The organism is Kineococcus gurbantunggutensis (assembly GCF_050871925.1).
In the GTDB taxonomy this organism is placed as follows: Bacteria; Actinomycetota; Actinomycetes; order Actinomycetales; family Kineococcaceae; genus Kineococcus.
The window spans coordinates 1-17,301 of sequence record NZ_JBJLSG010000061.1; the positions used below are offsets into that span (position 1 = coordinate 1).

A 17,301-nucleotide genomic window follows, 5' to 3' on the forward strand; every position below is an offset into this window, starting at 1 on the left:
GGCGGTGCGCTCGGCCGCCGACGCCCTGCGCGCCGAGCGCCAGCCCACCGTGGCGGCGCTGGCCGACACGGTGCTGGAGCTGGCCCTGGACCTGGCCGGGGCCGTCCTGGACCGCGAGGTCTCCCTCATGGCCTCGCCGGTCCACGAGGCCGTCCGGCGGGCCCTGCGCCCCCTGGACGCCCAGCTACCCGTCACGGTGCGTGTGCACCCCGACGACCTGGGCGCCCTGACGGGTGACGGCCGCTCGGAGGAGGGGCTCAAGGACGGCGACGCCGGCGCCGATGCAGGACGCGTGAGCTTCCTGCCGGACCCCACGGTCACCCCGGGCGACGCGATCGCCCGCCAGGGTGACACCGACGTCGACGCCGGCCTGCGCGCCAGCGTCGCACGCGCCCTGGAGGCGCTGGTCTCGCCCGAGGCCGCGACCGGCTCGCCGGTCGGCGCGGGCGGGGGGATCGACGAGGTGACCGGGCGGCCGGCGTGAACGCCCCCCTGGTCTCCTCGCGCCTGGCGGCCGACGTGCGCGAGCTGCTGCGCCCGCAGCTGCGGCGCGCCGCCGAAGCGGCTCGGCCCCTCGTGCGGGGCCGGGTCAGCGGCATCGTCGGCCTGTCCGTGGAGGTCTCCGGCCTCGAGGCCGCCGTCGGCGAGACCGTCGTGCTCGGCGAGGGCCCCTCGGCCGTGCCGGCCGAGGTCGTCGCCGCCGACGGCGGCCGGCTGCGCTGCCTGCCGCTGGGCCACCTCACCGGCCTGGGCACCGGCGCCCCCGCCGTCGCCACCCGCCGCGCCCCCACCGTCCCGGTGGGCGCCGCGCTGCTCGGCCGCGTCGTCGACGCCCTGGGCAACCCCCTGGACGGCGGTGAGCCCCTGCACGCCGCCCCCCGCACCCCGCTGCACGTCCCGCCGCCGCCGGCGATGCAGCGCCAGCGCGTGGACCGCCCCCTCGGGCTGGGCGTGCGGGCGCTGGACACCCTGGTGCCCGCCGGGCGCGGGCAGCGCTTCGGCATCTTCGCCGGCTCCGGCGTCGGCAAGTCCTCCCTGCTGTCCATGATCGCCCGCGGCACCTCCGCCGACGTCTCCGTGCTCGCCCTGGTCGGCGAGCGCGGCCGGGAGGTCCGCGAGTTCCTCGAGGACGACCTCGGCCCCGAGGGCCTGGCCCGCTCCGTCGTCGTGGTCGCCACCTCCGACGAGGCGCCCGTGGTCCGCCTGCGCGCCGCCTTCACCGCCACCGCGGTCGCCGAGTCCTTCCGCGACGCCGGCGCCGACTGCGTGCTGATGATGGACTCCCTCTCGCGCACCGCGATGGCCCAGCGCGAGGTGGGCCTGTCCGTCGGCGAGCCGCCCGCCACCCGCGGCTACCCGCCCAGCGTCTTCGCGCTGCTGCCCCGCCTGCTCGAGCGCGCCGGGCCCGGCGTGGTCGGCTCGATCACCGGCATCTACACGGTGCTGGTGGACGGCGACGACCACAACGAGCCCATCGCCGACGCGGCGCGCTCCATCCTCGACGGCCATGTCGTGCTGGACCGCAAGCTCGCCACCGCCGGGCACTTCCCGACCATCGACGTGCTGGAGTCCGTCTCCCGCGTCGCCGGCCGCGTCACCGACAAGGAGCAGCGGGCCCTGGCCACCGCGCTGCGCCGGGTGCTGGCCGCCCACCGCGACGCCAAGGAGCTCATCGAGGTCGGCGCCTACCAGCCCGGCGCCAACCCCGAGGTCGACGCCGCCGTGGCGGGCCTGCCGGCCATCAACGCCTTCCTGCGCCAGGACATCCACGACATCACGCCCGGTCCCGAGGCGTGGGCGCGCCTGGCCGCGCTGGTCGCCCAGCTGGGCGGTGCCCGGTGAGCGCCAAGGCGATCCTGGCGCTGCTGAAGCTGCGCAAGGCCCAGCAGGAGGAGGCCAAGGGCACCCTGGCCACCGCCAACGCCGTGCTGCGCCGCGAGCAGCAGCGCGCCGCCCGGGTGCGCCGCGAGCTGGGCGACGCGCACCTGAGCGACGAGACGATGGCGGCCTGGACGGCGTCCGTGGCCCGCCGCGCCGCGCTCGTCGCCGACCTGGAGGCCGCCCGCGCCCTCACCGAGCGCCTGGAGATGGACGTCACCGCCAAGCAGGCCTCGTGGGCGCGCGCCCGCCGCGCCGAGCGCTCCCTGGAGCGCGTCGTCGAGCGCCACGAGCTGGCGCAGGAGCAGGCCGCGCTGGCCGCGGACCAGCGCGCCCTGGACGACCGCACCGTCGCCGAGTTCGCCGCCCGCGCCCGCCGGCGCGCCGAGTTGGAAGGGGGCACGCCGTGAGCGGAGTCGCCGAGGTCCAGTCCCGCATCGCCGACATCGAGTCCCGCATCGCCGCCCTCGGCGGCGGGTACGGGCGCTCGCTGGCCCAGAGCGCCGCACCGGCCGCAGCCGCCCCGTCCGCCACCACCGCCCCGTCCGCCACCGCCGCGACGGCCGGCGCGGGCTTCGCCAAGGCCCTCGCCGGCGCCGGCACCACCGGCGGCGGCGTCGCCCGCGCCACCCGCGCCGTCAACGCCGCCTGGCCCGCCGCGGCCCCGGTCGGCGCCTCCACCGGCGAGCAGCTGCTCGCGGTCGCCAGGAAGCACACCGGCGTGCCCTACAAGTGGGGCGGCACCACCCCCGCCGGGTTCGACTGCTCCGGGCTGATCCAGTACTCCGCCAAGCAGCTGGGCATCACCCTGCCCCGCACCGCCGCCGAGCAGGCCAAGGTCGGCACCGCCGTGCCCAGCCTGGACGAGGCGCAGCCCGGCGACCTCGTCGTGCTCGAGAACGGCCACCACATCGGCATCTACGTCGGGAACGGGCAGATGCTGCACGCCCCGAAGACGGGCGACGTCGTGAAGATCTCCAAGGTCTGGGAGACGCCCATGACCATCCGGCGCCTGGGCGTCACCGCCGCCACCACCGCCGCGGCCGCCGGCCTGGCCGGCGCCGCCCTGCTCACCGGCACCACGGGCACCACCGGCCCCGGCGGCACCGGCTACGTGCGCCCCGCCGCCCTGACGGCGACCTCCTCGAAGTCCGCGCCGTACGACGCGGCCTTCAGCGCCGCGGAGGCCAAGCACGGCCTGCCCGCCGGCCTGCTCTCCGCGGTCGCCAAGCAGGAGTCCGGGTACGACCCCAGGGCCAAGAGCCCCGCCGGCGCCATCGGCCTCATGCAGTTCATGCCCGCCACCGCCAAGGGCGTGGGCATCGACCCGACCGACCCGTTCCAGGCCATCGACGGCGCCGGCAAGCTCCTCGCCTCGCACCTGAAGACCTTCGGCTCGCTGGAGAAGGCGCTGGCCGCCTACAACGCCGGCCCGGGCAACGTGCGCAAGTACGGCGGCATCCCGCCGTTCAACGAGACCCAGAACTACGTCAAGAAGATCATGGCCACCCTCCAGAGCACCGGGAGCGCCGCGTGAGCACACCGACCATCTCCACGCTGACGGGGGCGAACCCCGTGCCCGCGCGCGAGACCCGGCGCGGTGCCGGCGACGGCGGCGCGGACTTCGCCCGCTCCTTCGGCCGCGCCGTCGACGACCTCGACCAGCGCGCCGCCGACGCGGAGGCGCTCGAGCGCGCCTCCGAGCGGACCTCCGAGCGGGCCGAGGACCGTGCCGCCGACCGCGCCGAGCGCGGCACCGGGGCGCGCGAGCAGCGCCCGGGCGACCTCGCCGCCGAGCGCGCGGCCGACCGGGCCGCCGAGCGGGCGGCGGAACGCGCCGCCGACCGCGCCGAGCGCGCGGCCGCCCGCGAGCACCGCCGCCACGACGCCGCGCTGCGCCCGCGCGGCCTGCGCTCCACCCAGCCCGTCGGCACCGACCGCGCCGTCGACCGCACCGTCGACCGCGCCGCGGACCGCAGCACCGAGCGCGCCGCGGACGCCACGGCCACCGCCCGCCCGGGGGAGGAGGTCTGCGAGGACGCCACCGGGCGCGAGGAGGAGGCCGCGGCCGTCAGCGCGCAGGTCGTCCTCGACCCCGCGCTGCTCACCGCCGCGCCCGTGCCCCCGGCCCCCGCCGCGGCCGCCGCCGCCACCGCCCAGGTCGCCGCCGCCGAGACCGCTCCCGGCACCGCCCCGGCCGGCGTGCCGGCGCCCGCGGGTACCGTCGCCGGCCCCGCCACCGGCACCCCGGCCGGCCCCGCGGCCGGTGCGGCGGTCCCCGCCGAGCCCACCGCGGCGCCCGCCACCGGCTCCGCCGCCGCGCTCCCGGCCGCCCCGGGGACGCCGGCCAGCGCCCCCGGGACCACCGCACCCGCGGGCGCACCGGGCACCACGGGCACCACGGGTGTCCCCGGCACCACGGGCACCGCCGAGGGCCCGCGGGGCCAGGCGCTGCCGGGGGCGGCCACCGCGGTCCAGGCCACCGCGGCCCCGGCCGCCGGGGGAGCCACCGCCCGGGCCGTCCAGGACGTCCAGGTCGCCGCCGCGCTGCGCCCCGCGGCGCTGAACGGGCAGGACGCCGCCGCGAGCACCCCGGCCACCGCCGCGGGCGCGCCCGCGGTGGACGGCGCCGTCGCGACGGCCGGCGTCCCGGTCGCCGCCGAGCCGGGTGCCGGCCAGGCCGGCGCCCAGAGCGGTGGGCAGCCGGGCGGCCAGGGCGCCGGGCAGGGCGGTGCTCAGGGCACCGCGCCGGGCGCGGGCACGCGCACCGACGCCGCCGCGGGCGTCCCCGCGGCGCCGGCGGCCGGCGCGGCGCAGCCCGCCACCGCGACCGCCACCGCGAGCAGCGCGAGCACCGCGGCGGCCACGACGACGGCCGCCGCGGACCCCTCGGCGCTGCCCGGCCAGGTGCCCACCACCGCCCCGGTGAGCGGGAGCACGGCCCCCGTCGCCGCCCCCGCCGCGGCGCAGGTCTCCACGCCGCCCGCGCCGCTGCCGCTGACCAACCCGCTGGCCTTCGCCCAGGGCGTCAGCGCCCGCCTGGAGCAGCTCCCGGCCGGTGCCGACGCCGTGCACCGGATGACCGTGGAGGTCAACCCGCTGGGGCTGGGACCGGTCCAGGTCACCGCCGAGATCGTCGACGGCGCCCTGAGCGTGCAGCTCGCCGGGGCCTCCGACGCCACCCGCCAGGCGCTGCGCCAGGCCGTCGGCGACCTGCAGCGCGAGCTCGCCGGCACCGCCTTCACCTCCACCACCGTCGAGGTGCGCTCCGACGACCCCTCGGCCGGGCAGCGGCAGGCGGGGGAGCAGGCGGCCGCCGGGCAGTCCGGCGGCTCCGAGGGCCGGCGCCACCCGGGCGCCGGTGCCCCGGGCCAGCCGGTGCGGCGCGGGCTGTTCGGCGCCGACGAGCCCCTGGCCGCGCAGCGCGCCGCCGCCGCGGCCGCCGAGGGCCGCCTGGACCTGCGCGTCTGAGGCGCGTGCACCCGGGCGCTTCAGCTCCCCGGCGCAGAAACGCCCGGACGGGCTACAGGATCCCACCCCGACGACCGAAGGAAGAGGCATGACCATCGATGCGGCCAGCGGCGCCTCGGCGTCGTCCTACGACTCGATCCTCGCGGCCTCCAACGCCAAGGCGACGAGCGCGGCGTCGAAGCTGGGGGGCTCCAGCACGAGCACGAAGGCGTCCGGCGACACGCAGAAGAACAAGGACACCTTCATGAAGCTCCTGGTGGCGCAGCTGCGCTTCCAGGACCCCTCCAAGCCGGTCGACTCCTCCGACTTCATCGCGCAGACCGCGCAGTTCTCCTCGCTGGAGACGATGGAGGAGATGAGCAAGAACAACGTCGAGATGCTCGGCGCGCAGCTGAAGCTGCAGGCCAGCACCCTCGTCGGCCAGACGGTCTCCTACAAGGGGGCCGACGGCGCCGTGGTCACCGGTGTGGTGTCCTCCGCCAGCTTCAGCGCCGTGTCCGTCGGCGGCACCGGCAACGAGCCGGTCCTCAAGGTCGACGGCAAGGACGTCGTTCTCTCCAACGTGACGAGCGTGAACGTGCCCGGCGCCCAGACCGGCACCCCGGCCGCCGCCGCGGAGACCGCGACCGCGCCCACCGCGCCCGCCGCCGGCACCGCGACCGCGCCCACCGCGCCCGCCGCCGGCACCGCGAGCGCGCCCCCCGCGGCCGCCGCCCCGGCCACCAGCGCCCCGGCCGCGGCCGCGGGCACCCCCGCGACCGGTGCCGGCACCGGTTCGACCACCGCCTGACCCCCTCCTCCCAGCACCCCGACCGACGATCGAAAGGTCTGCCCCATGCTGCGTTCCATGTTCTCCGGTGTCAGCGGCCTGCGCTCGCACCAGACGATGATGGACGTCGTCGGCAACAACATCGCCAACGTCAACACCACCGGCTACAAGAGCTCCAGCGTCGTCTTCGCCGACACGCTGAGCCAGCTCACCAAGACCGCCGGTGCGCCGCAGGACAACACCAACAACGGCGGCACCAACCCCTCGCAGGTCGGCCTGGGCGTCAAGGTCAGCACCATCTCGCAGAACTTCACCGCGGGCTCGGCGCAGGCCACCGGCAAGGCGACGAACCTCATGCTGGACGGCGACGGCCTGTTCGTCGTGCAGAAGGGCGACGCGCAGATGTACACCCGCGCCGGCGCCTTCGAGCTGGACAGCCGCGGCTCCCTGGTCACCGCCGACGGCTCCTACGTGCAGGGCTGGCGCGCCGACGAGACCGGGCAGATCGTCACCACCGGCCCGACCGAGACGATCATCATCAACTCCGACAACGTCATGCCGGCGGCGCCCACCAGCACCGCCACCCTGGTCGGCAACGTGGACAAGACCGGCAGGCCGGTCAAGCTGCCCGGCGACGACTACTACACCGTCCCGGTCGTGACGACCTCCTTCGACGCGTACGACGCGCAGGGCAAGCCCACCCGCGTCATGGCGACCTTCACCAACTCGTTCAACGAGACCGGCACCGCCGCCACCGCCGCCGACGTCGTCCCCACCGACGAGTGGAAGCTGACGCTGACGTACACCGACCCGGCGACGGGCGAGACCATCACCCCGGCCGTCGACGCCGGCACGGTGAGCTTCGACCCGGTGACCGGCAAGCTGCCCGCGAACGGGTACAGCATGGACGGTGACGACATCACGCTCACCGGGCTCAACGACGTCGTCATCAAGATGGACCTGCGCGCCCTCACCGGCTACGTCAGCAACACCGGCAACAGCACCGTGAAGTCCACCACCGACGGCGCGGCCATCGGCACCCTGAACGCCTTCGCGGTCGGCGCCGACGGCGTCGTCATGGGTGAGTACTCCAACGGCCTCAAGCGCCCCATCGGCCAGGTCGCGGTCGCCACCTTCAACAACTACGCCGGCCTGCAGAAGGTCGGGAACTCGATGTTCACCGTCTCGGCGAACTCGGGCACCCCGAACATCGGCGTCCCCGGCCAGAACGGCCGCGGCGCGATCGGCTCCGGCTCCCTGGAGATGTCGAACGTCGACCTGTCCAGCGAGTTCACCAACCTGATCCTCGCCCAGCGCGGCTTCCAGGCGAACTCGCGCATCATCTCCGCCTCCGACGAGATCCTCCAGGACCTCGTCAACCTCAAGCGCTGACCCTCAGCGCGGTGATCGACGCCCTCCCGGGCCGCGTGGTGCGCGGCCCGGGAGGGCGTCTTCCGTTCACCCCGCGACCGGCGCCCCCGCGCGGCGCCCGCTGGGCCCGCAGGGCCCACACCGCCCGCAGGGTCCCGGAGCGCCTCCCGGGGACGCGCGGGGGAGCGGACCCGCACCGGGGGCCCGCAGGGGCTCCCGGGGGCCCTGGCGGCCCCGCCGCGCCCGCGCGGTCGCGCTCCGGACGCCCCGCGGCGTCCGCCTCCGTTCGGCGGCCGGCCCCGGCCGTCGTCGCTCTCCGTGCACATCGCGGGAGCCGCTAGCACGAACGGGTGCATGAAGCAACCCCCACTCAGGTCCGGGCCGGACACGCCGATACCAGTAGTGCAACCGGCCCACGGACGGGCCCCGCCTCCACCGCCAAGGATGGAACCTCGTGATTCTCGTGACTCGCCTCAACGGGTCGGTGTTCGCCGTGAACCCCGACCTGATCCAGCGCGTCGACGCGACCCCCGACACGGTCATCACGCTCGTCGACGGCGCGAAGTTCGTCGTCACCGAGCCCCTGACCGAGGTCGTCGAGCGCGTGATGGCGTTCCGGGCCCGCGTGGTCGCCACCGCGCACGCCCTGGAGGAGACGGGGACCGCCGACGTCCTCGAGCTGCCGGCGCACCCCCACACCCAGACCACCACCAGCGACACCGACGGGGACCTGCCCGCCCCGGTCCCGCTGCACCGCAGGAGGCCGTGACCATGGACTTCGCCACCATCGGCGGGCTGATCATCAGCCTCGCCGCCATCCTCTGGGCCCAGAACCACGAGGGCGGCAGCCTGTCCGACCTCCTCCTGCCCGGGCCGCTGGTCCTGGTGTTCGTCGGCACCCTGGGCGTCGGCTTCATGGGCGGCGTCCTGCGCGACGGCGTCGGCCTCGTCGGCGTCCTGAAGAAGGCGTTCCTGGGCAAGCCCAAGGACGCCGGCGACACCGTCTCCACGCTGGTGAGCATGGCCGAGCGCGCCCGCCGCGAGGGCCTGCTGGCCCTGGAGGACGCCATCAAGGCCGTCGACGACGACTTCCTGCGCGACGGCCTGCAGACCGCCATCGACGGCACCGACCCCGACGAGCTGTACGAGGTCCTCACCGCGCAGATCCAGGCCAAGAAGGCCGCCGACAAGCAGGCCGCCAAGATCCTCGGCGACATGGGCGGCTACGCGCCCACCATCGGCATCTGCGGCACCGTCATCTCGCTGGTCGTCGTGCTCGCGAACCTGTCCGACGCCGCGGCGCTCGGCCCGATGATCGCCGGCGCGTTCGTCGCGACCTTCTGGGGCGTGGCCAGCGCCAACATCTTCTTCCTGCCGGTGCAGAGCCGCTACATGCGCCTGTCGGGCATCGAGTGCGCGCAGATGGAGCTGGTCGTCGAGGGCATCCTCGCGATCCAGGCCGGCTCCAACCCCCGCTCGGTGGCCAAGAAGCTGGAGAGCCTGCTGCCCCCGGGCACCGCCGTGCCGGACAAGAAGGCCGCCTGATGTCCTCCTCGGCGCACAAGCGGCGCCACAAGCACGAGGAGCACGAGGAGCACGTCAACCACGAGCGCTGGCTGGTCTCCTACGCCGACATGCTCACGGTCCTCATGGCCCTCTTCATCGTCCTCTTCGCGCTCAGCCAGGTCGACCAGCTGAAGTTCGCGCAGTTCAAGGCCGGCCTGCAGGAGGGCAGCGCGTCGACCAACCTGGTGCTCTCCGGCAACAAGGGCGTCAACGACATCGACAACGGCGCGGACCCGATCAACCTCAAGATCCAGGCCGGCGGCGACCCGCAGCAGAGCGAGCAGGTCCAGCAGGTCCTCAACGCCGCGCAGAAGGACCAGTCGGCGGCCGACCTGGCCGCCGCCCAGGCCGAGGTCGCCAGGTACCGCGAGATCGAGGCGCAGATCGACCAGGCCCTCTCCGCCACCGGCGACGAGGACCAGGTCACCTACCGCATCACCTCCGACGGCCTGGTCGTCGGGCTCGTCGCCGACAAGGTGTTCTTCGCCAACGCCAGCGCCGACGTGGAGCCCACCGGCCTGCACGTGCTGGACGTCATCGGCCCGATCCTGGCCGCGCTGCCCAACGACATCGCCGTGCAGGGCCACACCAACTCCCTGCCGCTGTCGGCGACCACCCGCTACCGGGACAACTGGGACCTGTCGTCGGCGCGCGCCAACACGGTCGTCACCCGGTTCATCGCCGCGAACGGCGTCAGCCCGCTGCGGCTGTCCGGCACCGGCTACGCCGACAGCCGGCCGCTGTACCCGGACGGCGACCCCCAGGCCCTGACCGGCAACCGCCGCGTCGACCTGATCGTCGCCTCCCCGTCCTCCGACGCGGTCAAGGCCCTGCTGCCGCAGGTGGCCGCCACCACGCCGACCGACGGGCCGGCGGAGCTGCGCACCGAGGCCGACGCCGCGACCGCGGCGACGACCTCCACCACGAGCATCGCCCCGGCGGGCATCGCCCCCGACCTCGGCACGGCCGTCAGCGGCGTCACCCTCACCGACGCCGGCCACTGACACCCCCACCACCCCACGACCCACCAGGAACCGGAGCACACGATGGCCAAGAAGGCGAAGGCGGACGGCGAGGAGACCGCCCCCGGCGGCAAGAAGAAGCTCATCATCGTCGCCGCCCTCGGGGCGGTGCTGCTCGCCGGCGGCACCGGCGGCGGCGTCTTCCTCCTCACCAAGGGCGACACCGCGGCCGCCGCGGAGACCGCCCACGAGGAGGTCCTCACCCCCGGCGACGTCGTCACCCTGGACCCGATCAGCCTGAACCTGGCCGACGGGCACTACCTCAAGATCGGCCTGGCCCTGCAGGCCGTGGCCGCCGAGGGCGGCGGGCACGGCGGCTCCTCGGGCCCCGACGGCAGCAAGGCCCTGGACCTGGCCATCCAGCAGTTCAGCGGCCTGTCGATGGCGGACCTGTCCAACCCCGAGCAGCGCCAGCACTACAAGGAGGAGCTCGAGCACAAGATCGTCGAGGCCTACACCGAGGAGCCCGCCGAGGAGGGCGAGGCCCCGCACAAGACGGTCATGGGCATCTACCTCACCCAGTTCGTCATGCAGTGACCCTTCCGCGGGCCCGGCCCGCACCGCACCACCGCCGAGAGCGCGGCAGGCACCCCGCCTGCCGCGCTCTCGCGCGTCCGGGCACCGCCGCCGCGCACCACCTCGCGCCGGCGGGTCCGGGTCGCGCTCGGCGGGCGCCGCCGCGCCGTCCGTGCCAGGTTGAGGGTCGATCACCCGGCAGGCCCACGACGACGAGGAGCACACCGTGTTCGGACGCTTGAACACCCCCGAGGAGATCTTCAGCTACGACCTGGGGGCGGCGCTGACGATGGAGAGGGACACCCTGGCCATGCTCGGCCGCCTGGAGGAGGCCGCGCAGCGCCCCGAGGTCAAGCAGCTGCTGCGCGAGCACGCCGCCGAGACGCGGGTGCAGGTCGAGGTCGTCGAGCAGTGCTTCGCCCTGCTGGGCCAGGAGGTCGACGACTCCCCGTGCCCGGTCACCAAGGCGCTGGCCGCCGAGGCCGAGACGAAGCTGAAGAAGGCCGACGACTCCCTGGCCGACGCGGTCGTCCTCGCCGCGGCCCTGCAGACCGAGCACCACGAGCAGGCCGTCTACGAGAACCTCATCCTGCACGCCCGCGCCCGCGGCGCCGAGCAGGTCGCCGTGCTGCTGGAGTCCAGCCTCGCCCAGGAGCGCGGCGCCGGCGACCGCGTCAAGGCGCTGGCCGGGCGCATCGCCGTCACCGGGGTCGCCACCACCCCCGAGGGCGGGATGAGCACCGGCGCCAAGGCGGGCCTGGCCGCCGGGGTGGCCGCCGCGGTCGGCGCCGCCGCCGCCGTCGCCTCCCGGGTGGGCGGGCACGAGGAGGGCACCGGCGGGCACGCCGCGCACCGCGCCGAGGCGCCGGTCACCGGCGCGACCGCCACGGACCTGCCGAGCGCCGCACCGGCCGGCACGACCACCGGCGCGACCACGACCACGACCACCGGCACGACCGGCACGACCGGCACGACGGGTACCACCGCGGGCGCGGAGGTCCTCAACGACGACGCGCTGGAGGAGCGCATCGCGCAGAGCGAGCACCGCACCACCGGCAGCTGACCGCACCGCCCCGCACCGCCCCGCACCGCCGGGCACCACCGCGCGAGCGCGGGGGAGCGCGGGGCGGGGTGCAGCGGGTCCCCCGGGCGGGTGAGCGGCGACGACGCCGCCCACCCGCCCGGTCGCGCGACGGGCCCGCATCACCCGTTCGGGTGCGCGCTAAAGGGTGAGGCCCCTTCGTGCCGATAGGTGCAGCGTGGCACCCGAGACCTCCACCAGCGCAGAGCGGACAGGCGGCCGACGCTCGCGGCGGCGCGGCGTCCCCGTCCCGTACGACTTCCGGCGGCCCACCAAGCTGTCGCGCCAGCACGCCCGCGTGCTCGAGATCACCTACGAGACCTTCTGCCGCCAGTGGGCGACCCTGCTGTCCTCGACGCTGCGCACCAGCGTGCAGGTCGAGCTCGACGGCGTGCAGCAGTACTCCTACGACGAGTACGCCGCCACGCTGGCCACCCCCTCGATCATGACGGTGTTCGACCCCGAGCCGCTCGTGGGCGCCGGCGTGCTGCACCTGGACACGCCCCTGCTGCTCAGCTGCATCGAGCGCATGCTCGGCGGCACCGGCGCGCAGGAGCAGCCCCAGCGCCTGCTCACCGACATCGAGGCCGTCCTGTGCCGCGGCCTGGTGGAGCGCACCCTGTCCGAGCTGGCCGGCTCCCTGACCTCCATCCTGGAGCTCAAGCCGCACCTGCAGGCCGTCGAGCAGAACCCCCAGTTCGCGCAGGCCGCCGCCGCCACCGACGTGATGATCGTGGCCTCCTTCCACCTGCAGGTCGACCAGGCCTCCGGCACCGCCACGCTCGCCCTGCCGCTGGACCCGCTCTCGGCCGCGCTCAGCGCCGCCGAGCTGCGCGTGGCCAGCCCGGAGGAGCTGCGCATCCGGCGCCTCATGCGCGACCGCCTCGACGACCACCTCGAGCACATCCCGGTGGAGGTCTCGGTCCGCCTCAACGCCGCGCAGCTGCGCCCCGACCAGATCCTCGCCCTCGTGCCCGGGGACGTGCTGCGCCTGCCGCACCCGGCCGACGCCCCCCTCGAGGTCGTCTCGTCCGACACCGTCGTCGCCTCCGCCGTGGCCGGCAGCCGCGGTTCCCGGCTCGCCTGCCTGATCGTCCCGACCCCCGAGGAGTCCTCCCGATGAGCACCGTCACCCACGCCGACCTGCAGGCCATCCTCTCCGAGGCCGCCCAGGCCGCCCTGGCCGTGCTTCCGCTGTCCGCGCCCGGCACCATCACCGGCCTGGTGCCCGCCTCCGCCGCCCCGGACCTGGGCGACGAGGGCACCGCGGTCTCGGCGAGCTTCGCCGGCGCCTCCAGCGGCCGCGTGGCCGTGGTGGTGGGGGAGGAGACCCTCAACACCCTGCTGATGAGCCCCGAGGGCGCGCTCGACCCGGTCGACGCGCTGCGCCCCGCGCTGGAGACCGTCGTCGCCAGCCTCGGGCAGTGCACGCTGGACGTCGGCGTGGAGGGCGACCCGGCCGAGGCCGTCGCCGCCCTGGCCGGCGGTGCCGTGGCCGTCGTCGGCGCCGGCGGGGAGACCCTGGCCCTGATCGGCCTGACCTTCTCCAACGAGGCCCCCCAGGTGGCCGTGCCCGTCATGGCCAGCCCGGCCACCAGCAGCGCCCCCACCGCCGGCGGCCCGCGCCGCACGATGGACCTGCTGCGCGACGTGCAGATGGACGTCACGGTCGAGCTGGGCCGCACCCACATGACCGTGCAGGACCTGCTGGCGCTGACCCCCGGCTCGGTCGTCGAGCTGGACCGCGCCGCCGGCAGCCCCGCCGACGTCCTGGTCAACGGCCAGCTCATCGCCCGCGGCGAGGTCGTCGTCGTCGACGAGGACTACGCCATCCGCATCACCGAGATCGTCACCCCCGGCACGGAGGCCGGTGCCTGAGATGGACACCCTCGCAGCGCTGGGACGGACGTCCGTCTCGCTGGTCGCCGTCCTGGGGCTGCTGTGGCTCGTCGCCCGCTGGCTGCGCCGGTCCAAGACGGCCGGCGCGGCCGCCACGGGCGTGGAGGTGCTCAGCCGCGTGGGCGTGGGCGCCAAGGCCGGGGTCGCGGTCGTCCGCGTCGGCGGTCGCGCGCTCGTGGTCGGCGTCACCGAGCAGCAGGTCACCCTGCTGACCGAGGCCCCGGCCGAGGAGCTGCTGCCCGCCGCGCAGGACGCGCCGGGCACCGCGGGGGAGGTCCTGGAGCTGCCCGCCGAGGACGCCGCCCCCGCCCGCACCACCGGTCCCGCCCGCACCACCGGCACCACCCCCGCCGCGGTCCCCGCCGCGGCCGCGCGGCCCGCCGCGCTCAACGGCTCGGCCCTGTCGCCGGCCACCTGGACCAAGGCAGTCGACGTGCTGCGAGAGAGGACGACCCGCCGGTGAGCACCCGAACCGCCCGCAGGACCGCGGCCACCGCGCTGCTCGCCGGGGGTCTGCTGACCGGCGGCCTGCTGGCCGGCGCGAGCAGCGCCTCCGCCGCCGCCCCGGCCGCCGCGGTCAGCGCCGCCGCCCCGGCCGCCGCGCCCGCCGCCCTGCCCGCCGCCCTGCCCGCCGCGACGGCCCCCGTGGCCCCGGTGGCGCCGGCCGCCCCCGACGCCCCCGGCTCGGTCACCGTCGGCGTGAACGGCGTCAACGGCGTGGACGGCAAGCCCAGCCAGTCGATCACGATCATCATCGCCCTGACGGTGCTGTCCGTCGCCCCGGCGCTGCTGCTGCTGACGACCTGCTTCACCAAGATCCTCGTGGTGCTCGGCTTCACCCGCAACGCCCTGGGCCTGCAGGGCACCCCGCCCAACCAGGTCCTCGCCGGCCTGGCGCTGTTCCTGACGATGTTCGTCATGGCGCCCGTCTTCAGCCAGATCAACGACGCGGCGGTCCAGCCCTACCTCAAGGGCGAGAAGACCGCCACGGTCGCCTTCACCGACGGCTCGCAGCCGCTGAAGGAGTTCATGCTGAAGCAGACCCGCGACGAGGAGCTGGCCCTGATGACCCAGGCCGCCGACCGCGAGATGCCCAGGAACCGCGCCGAGGTCCCGCTGACCACCCTGGTGCCGGCCTTCGCGCTGTCCGAGCTGCGCTCCGCCTTCATCATCGGGTTCGTCATCTTCATCCCGTTCCTGGTGATCGACATCGTCGTATCCGGCGCGCTGATGAGCCTGGGCATGATGATGCTGCCGCCCGTCACGGTCTCCCTGCCCTTCAAGCTGCTGCTCTTCGTCATGGTGGACGGCTGGGGCCTGGTCGTGACCTCGCTCATCGGCAGCTACGGCGGCTGACCGCGGCTGACCGCGGCGCCCGAGCGGCCCCCCGCGGCCGCCGCGCCCCGCCGGCGGCGCTCAAGGCCCTCACCCGATCGGCCGATGCTCACCCGGACGGGCGAACCGCCCGCCCCGGGACCGCGCCCCCGGCGCCCCGCGCGCCCCGCGCGCCCCGCGAGCACCACCCCTGCGAACCGGAAGGCCCCGCGATGTCCGACGTGACCGTCATCCACCTGGTGATGACCGCTCTCGTCCTCGCCGCCAAGCTCAGCGCCCCGATGCTGCTGACCGCCCTCGCCGTCGGCTTCGGCATCTCGCTCTTCCAGTCGGTCACCCAGCTGCAGGAGCAGACCATCGCCTTCGTGCCCAAGGCGCTCGCCGTCGGCATCGCGATCGTGGTGTGCGGCAAGTGGATGCTGCACGAGCTGACCACCTTCACCAGCCAGCTCTACGGGCAGATCCCCGACCTGCTGACCACCGGCGGCTGAGGCGTGCAGGGGCTGAACACCACCGTCGGGCTCGACCTGCTGCTGACCCTGCTGCTGGTCTCCGTGCGCGCCGTCGCGTTCCTGGTGATCGCGCCGCCGTTCGCCTCCCGCGCCGTCAACGGCCGCGTCAAGGCGATGCTCGCGCTCGCACTGGCCCTGCCGCTGGCCGGCGACCCGCGCCTGCGCGCGCAGGTGCCCGCCGCCGAGCCCGCCGCGCTGGCCACCGCCGTGGTGCAGCAGGTCCTCGTCGGCGCCGCCCTCGGCTTCTTCTGCGCCCTCGTCTTCGCGGCCGTGCAGTCCGCCGGCGACCTGATCGACCTCTTCGGCGGCTTCCAGCTCGCCAGCGCCTACGACCCGCTGAGCCAGAACCAGACGGCGATCTTCGGCAAGCTCTACAACTGGACCGCCACCGCCCTGCTGGTGCTCTCCGGCGGGCACCTGGTGGTGCTCAAGGGGTTCCTGCGGACCTACGAGGTGCTGCCGCTGGACGCGGGCGTGTCCGTGCGGGTCCTGGCCGACGTCCTCACCACCGGTCTGGCCGAGCTGATGCTCTCCGCGCTGCAGATCGCCGCGCCGCTGGTGGCGGTGCTCTTCGTCGCCGACATCGGCCTAGGCCTGCTCTCGCGTATCGCGCCCGCCCTGAACGTCTTCGCGATGAGCTTCCCGCTGAAGATCCTCATCACCCTCACCCTCGGCGGCTTCGCCCTGTCGGTCCTGCCGCGCGTGGTCGGCGACTCCGCCGGCACGATGGCCGAGACCGTCGTGCGCCTCGCGGGCGGTGGCGCGTGAGCGGGGAGAAGACCGAGAAGCCCACCCCCAAGCGCCTCGCCGAGGCGCGCAAGGAGGGCAACATCCCGCAGTCGCGGGACATCGGCGCCTGGCTGTGCACCGCTGCCGGCGCCCTGCTCGTGCCCCGCACCATCGAGGCGGGCGCCGAGACCGGCCGCGAGGCCCTGCGCCGCGTCACCGAGGTGGCCGCCGACCCCGAGCCCGCCCGCGCGCTGTCCGCGGTGGGCGACGCCTTCGGCACCCTGCCCGGGGTGCTGGGGCCCCTGCTCGCCGTCACCGTGCTCGCCGTCGTCCTCGCCGGCGGCGCCCAGGGCACCCTGAAGCCTGCGACCAAGAAGCTCAAGCCGAACTTCAAGGCCCTCAACCCCGTCAACGGCCTCAAGCAGCACTGGGGCCCGCACGCGATCTGGGAGGGCACCAAGTCCCTGCTGAAGACCGTGCTCATCGGCGGGGCGCTGTGGGTGGTCGTCAAGGGCCTGGCCCCGCACCTGGTCGGCCAGGGCGTGCTCCCGCTGGCCTCGGTGCTGTCCACCACCGCCTCCGCGATCAGCTCCATGCTAGTGGTCACCGTCCTCGTCGGTCTGCTCATCGCCGCCGCCGACTACGCCATGTCCCGGCGCCAGGTGATGAAGAAGCTGCGGATGAGCAAGGAGGACATCAAGCAGGAGCACAAGAACGCCGAGGGCGACCCGCTGCTCAAGGGCGCCATCCGCTCCAAGCAGATGGCCATGTCCCGCAACCGCATGATGGCCGACGTCGCCAACGCCGACGTCGTCGTCGTCAACCCCACCCACATCGCGATCGCGCTGCGCTACGAGCCCGGCAGCGGCGCGCCCAAGGTCGTCGCCAAGGGCGCCGGCGCGATCGCCGCCAGGATCCGCGAGAAGGCCAAGGAGAACGGCGTCCCCCTGGTCAAGGACGTCGAGCTGGCCCGCTCCATGTACAAGAGCGTCAAGGTCGGCCAGGAGATCCCCGCCGAGCTGTACGCGGCGGTGGCCAAGGTCCTGGCGTTCGTGATGAACCTGCGCACCCGCGGGGCCACCACGGCCCTGGGCGAGGCGCACACCCTGCCCGCCTGAGCCGGTCGCACCACCCGCCCCGCGCGCACCACCC

Annotated in this window: 19 protein-coding genes; all 19 read left to right on the forward strand. The window is 75.2% G+C overall.

Annotation, left to right across the window (positions count from 1 at the left end; translation table 11 throughout):
* Window positions 1-484 (forward strand): FliH/SctL family protein (locus tag ACRYR7_RS12925; RefSeq protein WP_432572509.1); only part of this gene is annotated, 484 nt, incomplete at its 5' end.
* A 35-nt stretch (window positions 485-519) separates the two neighbouring features.
* The gene (locus ACRYR7_RS12930; RefSeq protein ID WP_432572532.1) at window positions 520-1,842 is read left to right on the forward strand and encodes a FliI/YscN family ATPase; all 1,323 of its coding nucleotides are present in this window, start codon (window positions 520-522) and stop codon (window positions 1,840-1,842) included.
* Window positions 1,839-2,288 carry a flagellar export protein FliJ gene (locus tag ACRYR7_RS12935; protein ID WP_432572510.1) on the forward strand — a complete coding sequence of 150 codons (450 nt, stop codon included), beginning with the start codon at window positions 1,839-1,841 and terminating at the stop codon, window positions 2,286-2,288. The genes ACRYR7_RS12930 and ACRYR7_RS12935 overlap by 4 nt, the downstream gene beginning before the upstream one ends.
* A complete protein-coding gene (locus tag ACRYR7_RS12940; RefSeq protein ID WP_432572511.1) occupies window positions 2,285-3,415 on the forward strand; it encodes an NlpC/P60 family protein in 1,131 nt (376 codons plus the stop codon). Before ACRYR7_RS12935 ends, ACRYR7_RS12940 begins: the two co-directional genes overlap by 4 nt.
* The gene (fliK, locus tag ACRYR7_RS12945; protein ID WP_432572512.1) at window positions 3,412-5,349 is read left to right on the forward strand and encodes a flagellar hook-length control protein FliK; all 1,938 of its coding nucleotides are present in this window, start codon (window positions 3,412-3,414) and stop codon (window positions 5,347-5,349) included. The genes ACRYR7_RS12940 and fliK overlap by 4 nt, the downstream gene beginning before the upstream one ends.
* Window positions 5,350-5,437: 88 nt before the next feature.
* On the forward strand, window positions 5,438-6,139 hold the full coding sequence (locus ACRYR7_RS12950; protein ID WP_432572513.1) for a flagellar hook capping FlgD N-terminal domain-containing protein: 702 nt from the start codon (window positions 5,438-5,440) through the stop codon (window positions 6,137-6,139).
* Window positions 6,140-6,184: 45 nt separating this feature from the next.
* A complete protein-coding gene (locus tag ACRYR7_RS12955; protein ID WP_432572514.1) occupies window positions 6,185-7,510 on the forward strand; it encodes a flagellar hook protein FlgE in 1,326 nt (441 codons plus the stop codon).
* 433 nt (window positions 7,511-7,943) lie between these two features.
* On the forward strand, window positions 7,944-8,258 hold the full coding sequence (locus tag ACRYR7_RS12960) for a flagellar FlbD family protein (RefSeq protein WP_432572515.1): 315 nt from the start codon (window positions 7,944-7,946) through the stop codon (window positions 8,256-8,258).
* 2 nt (window positions 8,259-8,260) lie between these two features.
* A complete protein-coding gene (locus ACRYR7_RS12965; RefSeq protein WP_432572533.1) occupies window positions 8,261-9,034 on the forward strand; it encodes a motility protein A in 774 nt (257 codons plus the stop codon).
* Window positions 9,034-10,059 (forward strand): OmpA/MotB family protein, encoded by a 1,026-nt coding sequence (locus tag ACRYR7_RS12970; protein ID WP_432572516.1) that lies wholly within the window; start codon window positions 9,034-9,036, stop codon window positions 10,057-10,059. Before ACRYR7_RS12965 ends, ACRYR7_RS12970 begins: the two co-directional genes overlap by 1 nt.
* Before the next feature lie 42 nt (window positions 10,060-10,101).
* Window positions 10,102-10,614 carry a flagellar basal body-associated FliL family protein gene (locus tag ACRYR7_RS12975; protein ID WP_432572517.1) on the forward strand — a complete coding sequence of 171 codons (513 nt, stop codon included), beginning with the start codon at window positions 10,102-10,104 and terminating at the stop codon, window positions 10,612-10,614.
* A 205-nt stretch (window positions 10,615-10,819) separates the two neighbouring features.
* Window positions 10,820-11,656 carry a DUF892 family protein gene (locus ACRYR7_RS12980; RefSeq protein ID WP_432572518.1) on the forward strand — a complete coding sequence of 279 codons (837 nt, stop codon included), beginning with the start codon at window positions 10,820-10,822 and terminating at the stop codon, window positions 11,654-11,656.
* Between the two features lie 196 nt (window positions 11,657-11,852).
* Window positions 11,853-12,797, forward strand: a complete 945-nt coding sequence (locus ACRYR7_RS12985; RefSeq protein WP_432572519.1) for a flagellar motor switch protein FliM — start codon at window positions 11,853-11,855, stop codon at window positions 12,795-12,797.
* Window positions 12,794-13,552 carry a flagellar motor switch protein FliN gene (gene fliN, locus ACRYR7_RS12990; RefSeq protein WP_432572520.1) on the forward strand — a complete coding sequence of 253 codons (759 nt, stop codon included), beginning with the start codon at window positions 12,794-12,796 and terminating at the stop codon, window positions 13,550-13,552. The genes ACRYR7_RS12985 and fliN overlap by 4 nt, the downstream gene beginning before the upstream one ends.
* Window position 13,553: 1 nt before the next feature.
* On the forward strand, window positions 13,554-14,036 hold the full coding sequence (gene fliO / locus ACRYR7_RS12995) for a flagellar biosynthetic protein FliO (protein ID WP_432572521.1): 483 nt from the start codon (window positions 13,554-13,556) through the stop codon (window positions 14,034-14,036).
* Complete coding sequence (gene fliP, locus ACRYR7_RS13000; RefSeq protein WP_432572522.1) at window positions 14,033-14,929, forward strand: flagellar type III secretion system pore protein FliP; 897 nt, start codon at window positions 14,033-14,035, stop codon at window positions 14,927-14,929. The genes fliO and fliP overlap by 4 nt, the downstream gene beginning before the upstream one ends.
* A gap of 191 nt (window positions 14,930-15,120) precedes the next feature.
* Window positions 15,121-15,399 (forward strand): flagellar biosynthetic protein FliQ, encoded by a 279-nt coding sequence (locus ACRYR7_RS13005; RefSeq protein ID WP_432572523.1) that lies wholly within the window; start codon window positions 15,121-15,123, stop codon window positions 15,397-15,399.
* A 3-nt stretch (window positions 15,400-15,402) separates the two neighbouring features.
* On the forward strand, window positions 15,403-16,188 hold the full coding sequence (locus ACRYR7_RS13010) for a flagellar biosynthetic protein FliR (protein WP_432572524.1): 786 nt from the start codon (window positions 15,403-15,405) through the stop codon (window positions 16,186-16,188).
* Entirely contained in the window at window positions 16,185-17,267 is a 1,083-nt protein-coding gene (locus ACRYR7_RS13015) for an EscU/YscU/HrcU family type III secretion system export apparatus switch protein (protein ID WP_432572525.1), read from the forward strand. Before ACRYR7_RS13010 ends, ACRYR7_RS13015 begins: the two co-directional genes overlap by 4 nt.
* Window positions 17,268-17,301 lie beyond the last annotated feature (34 nt).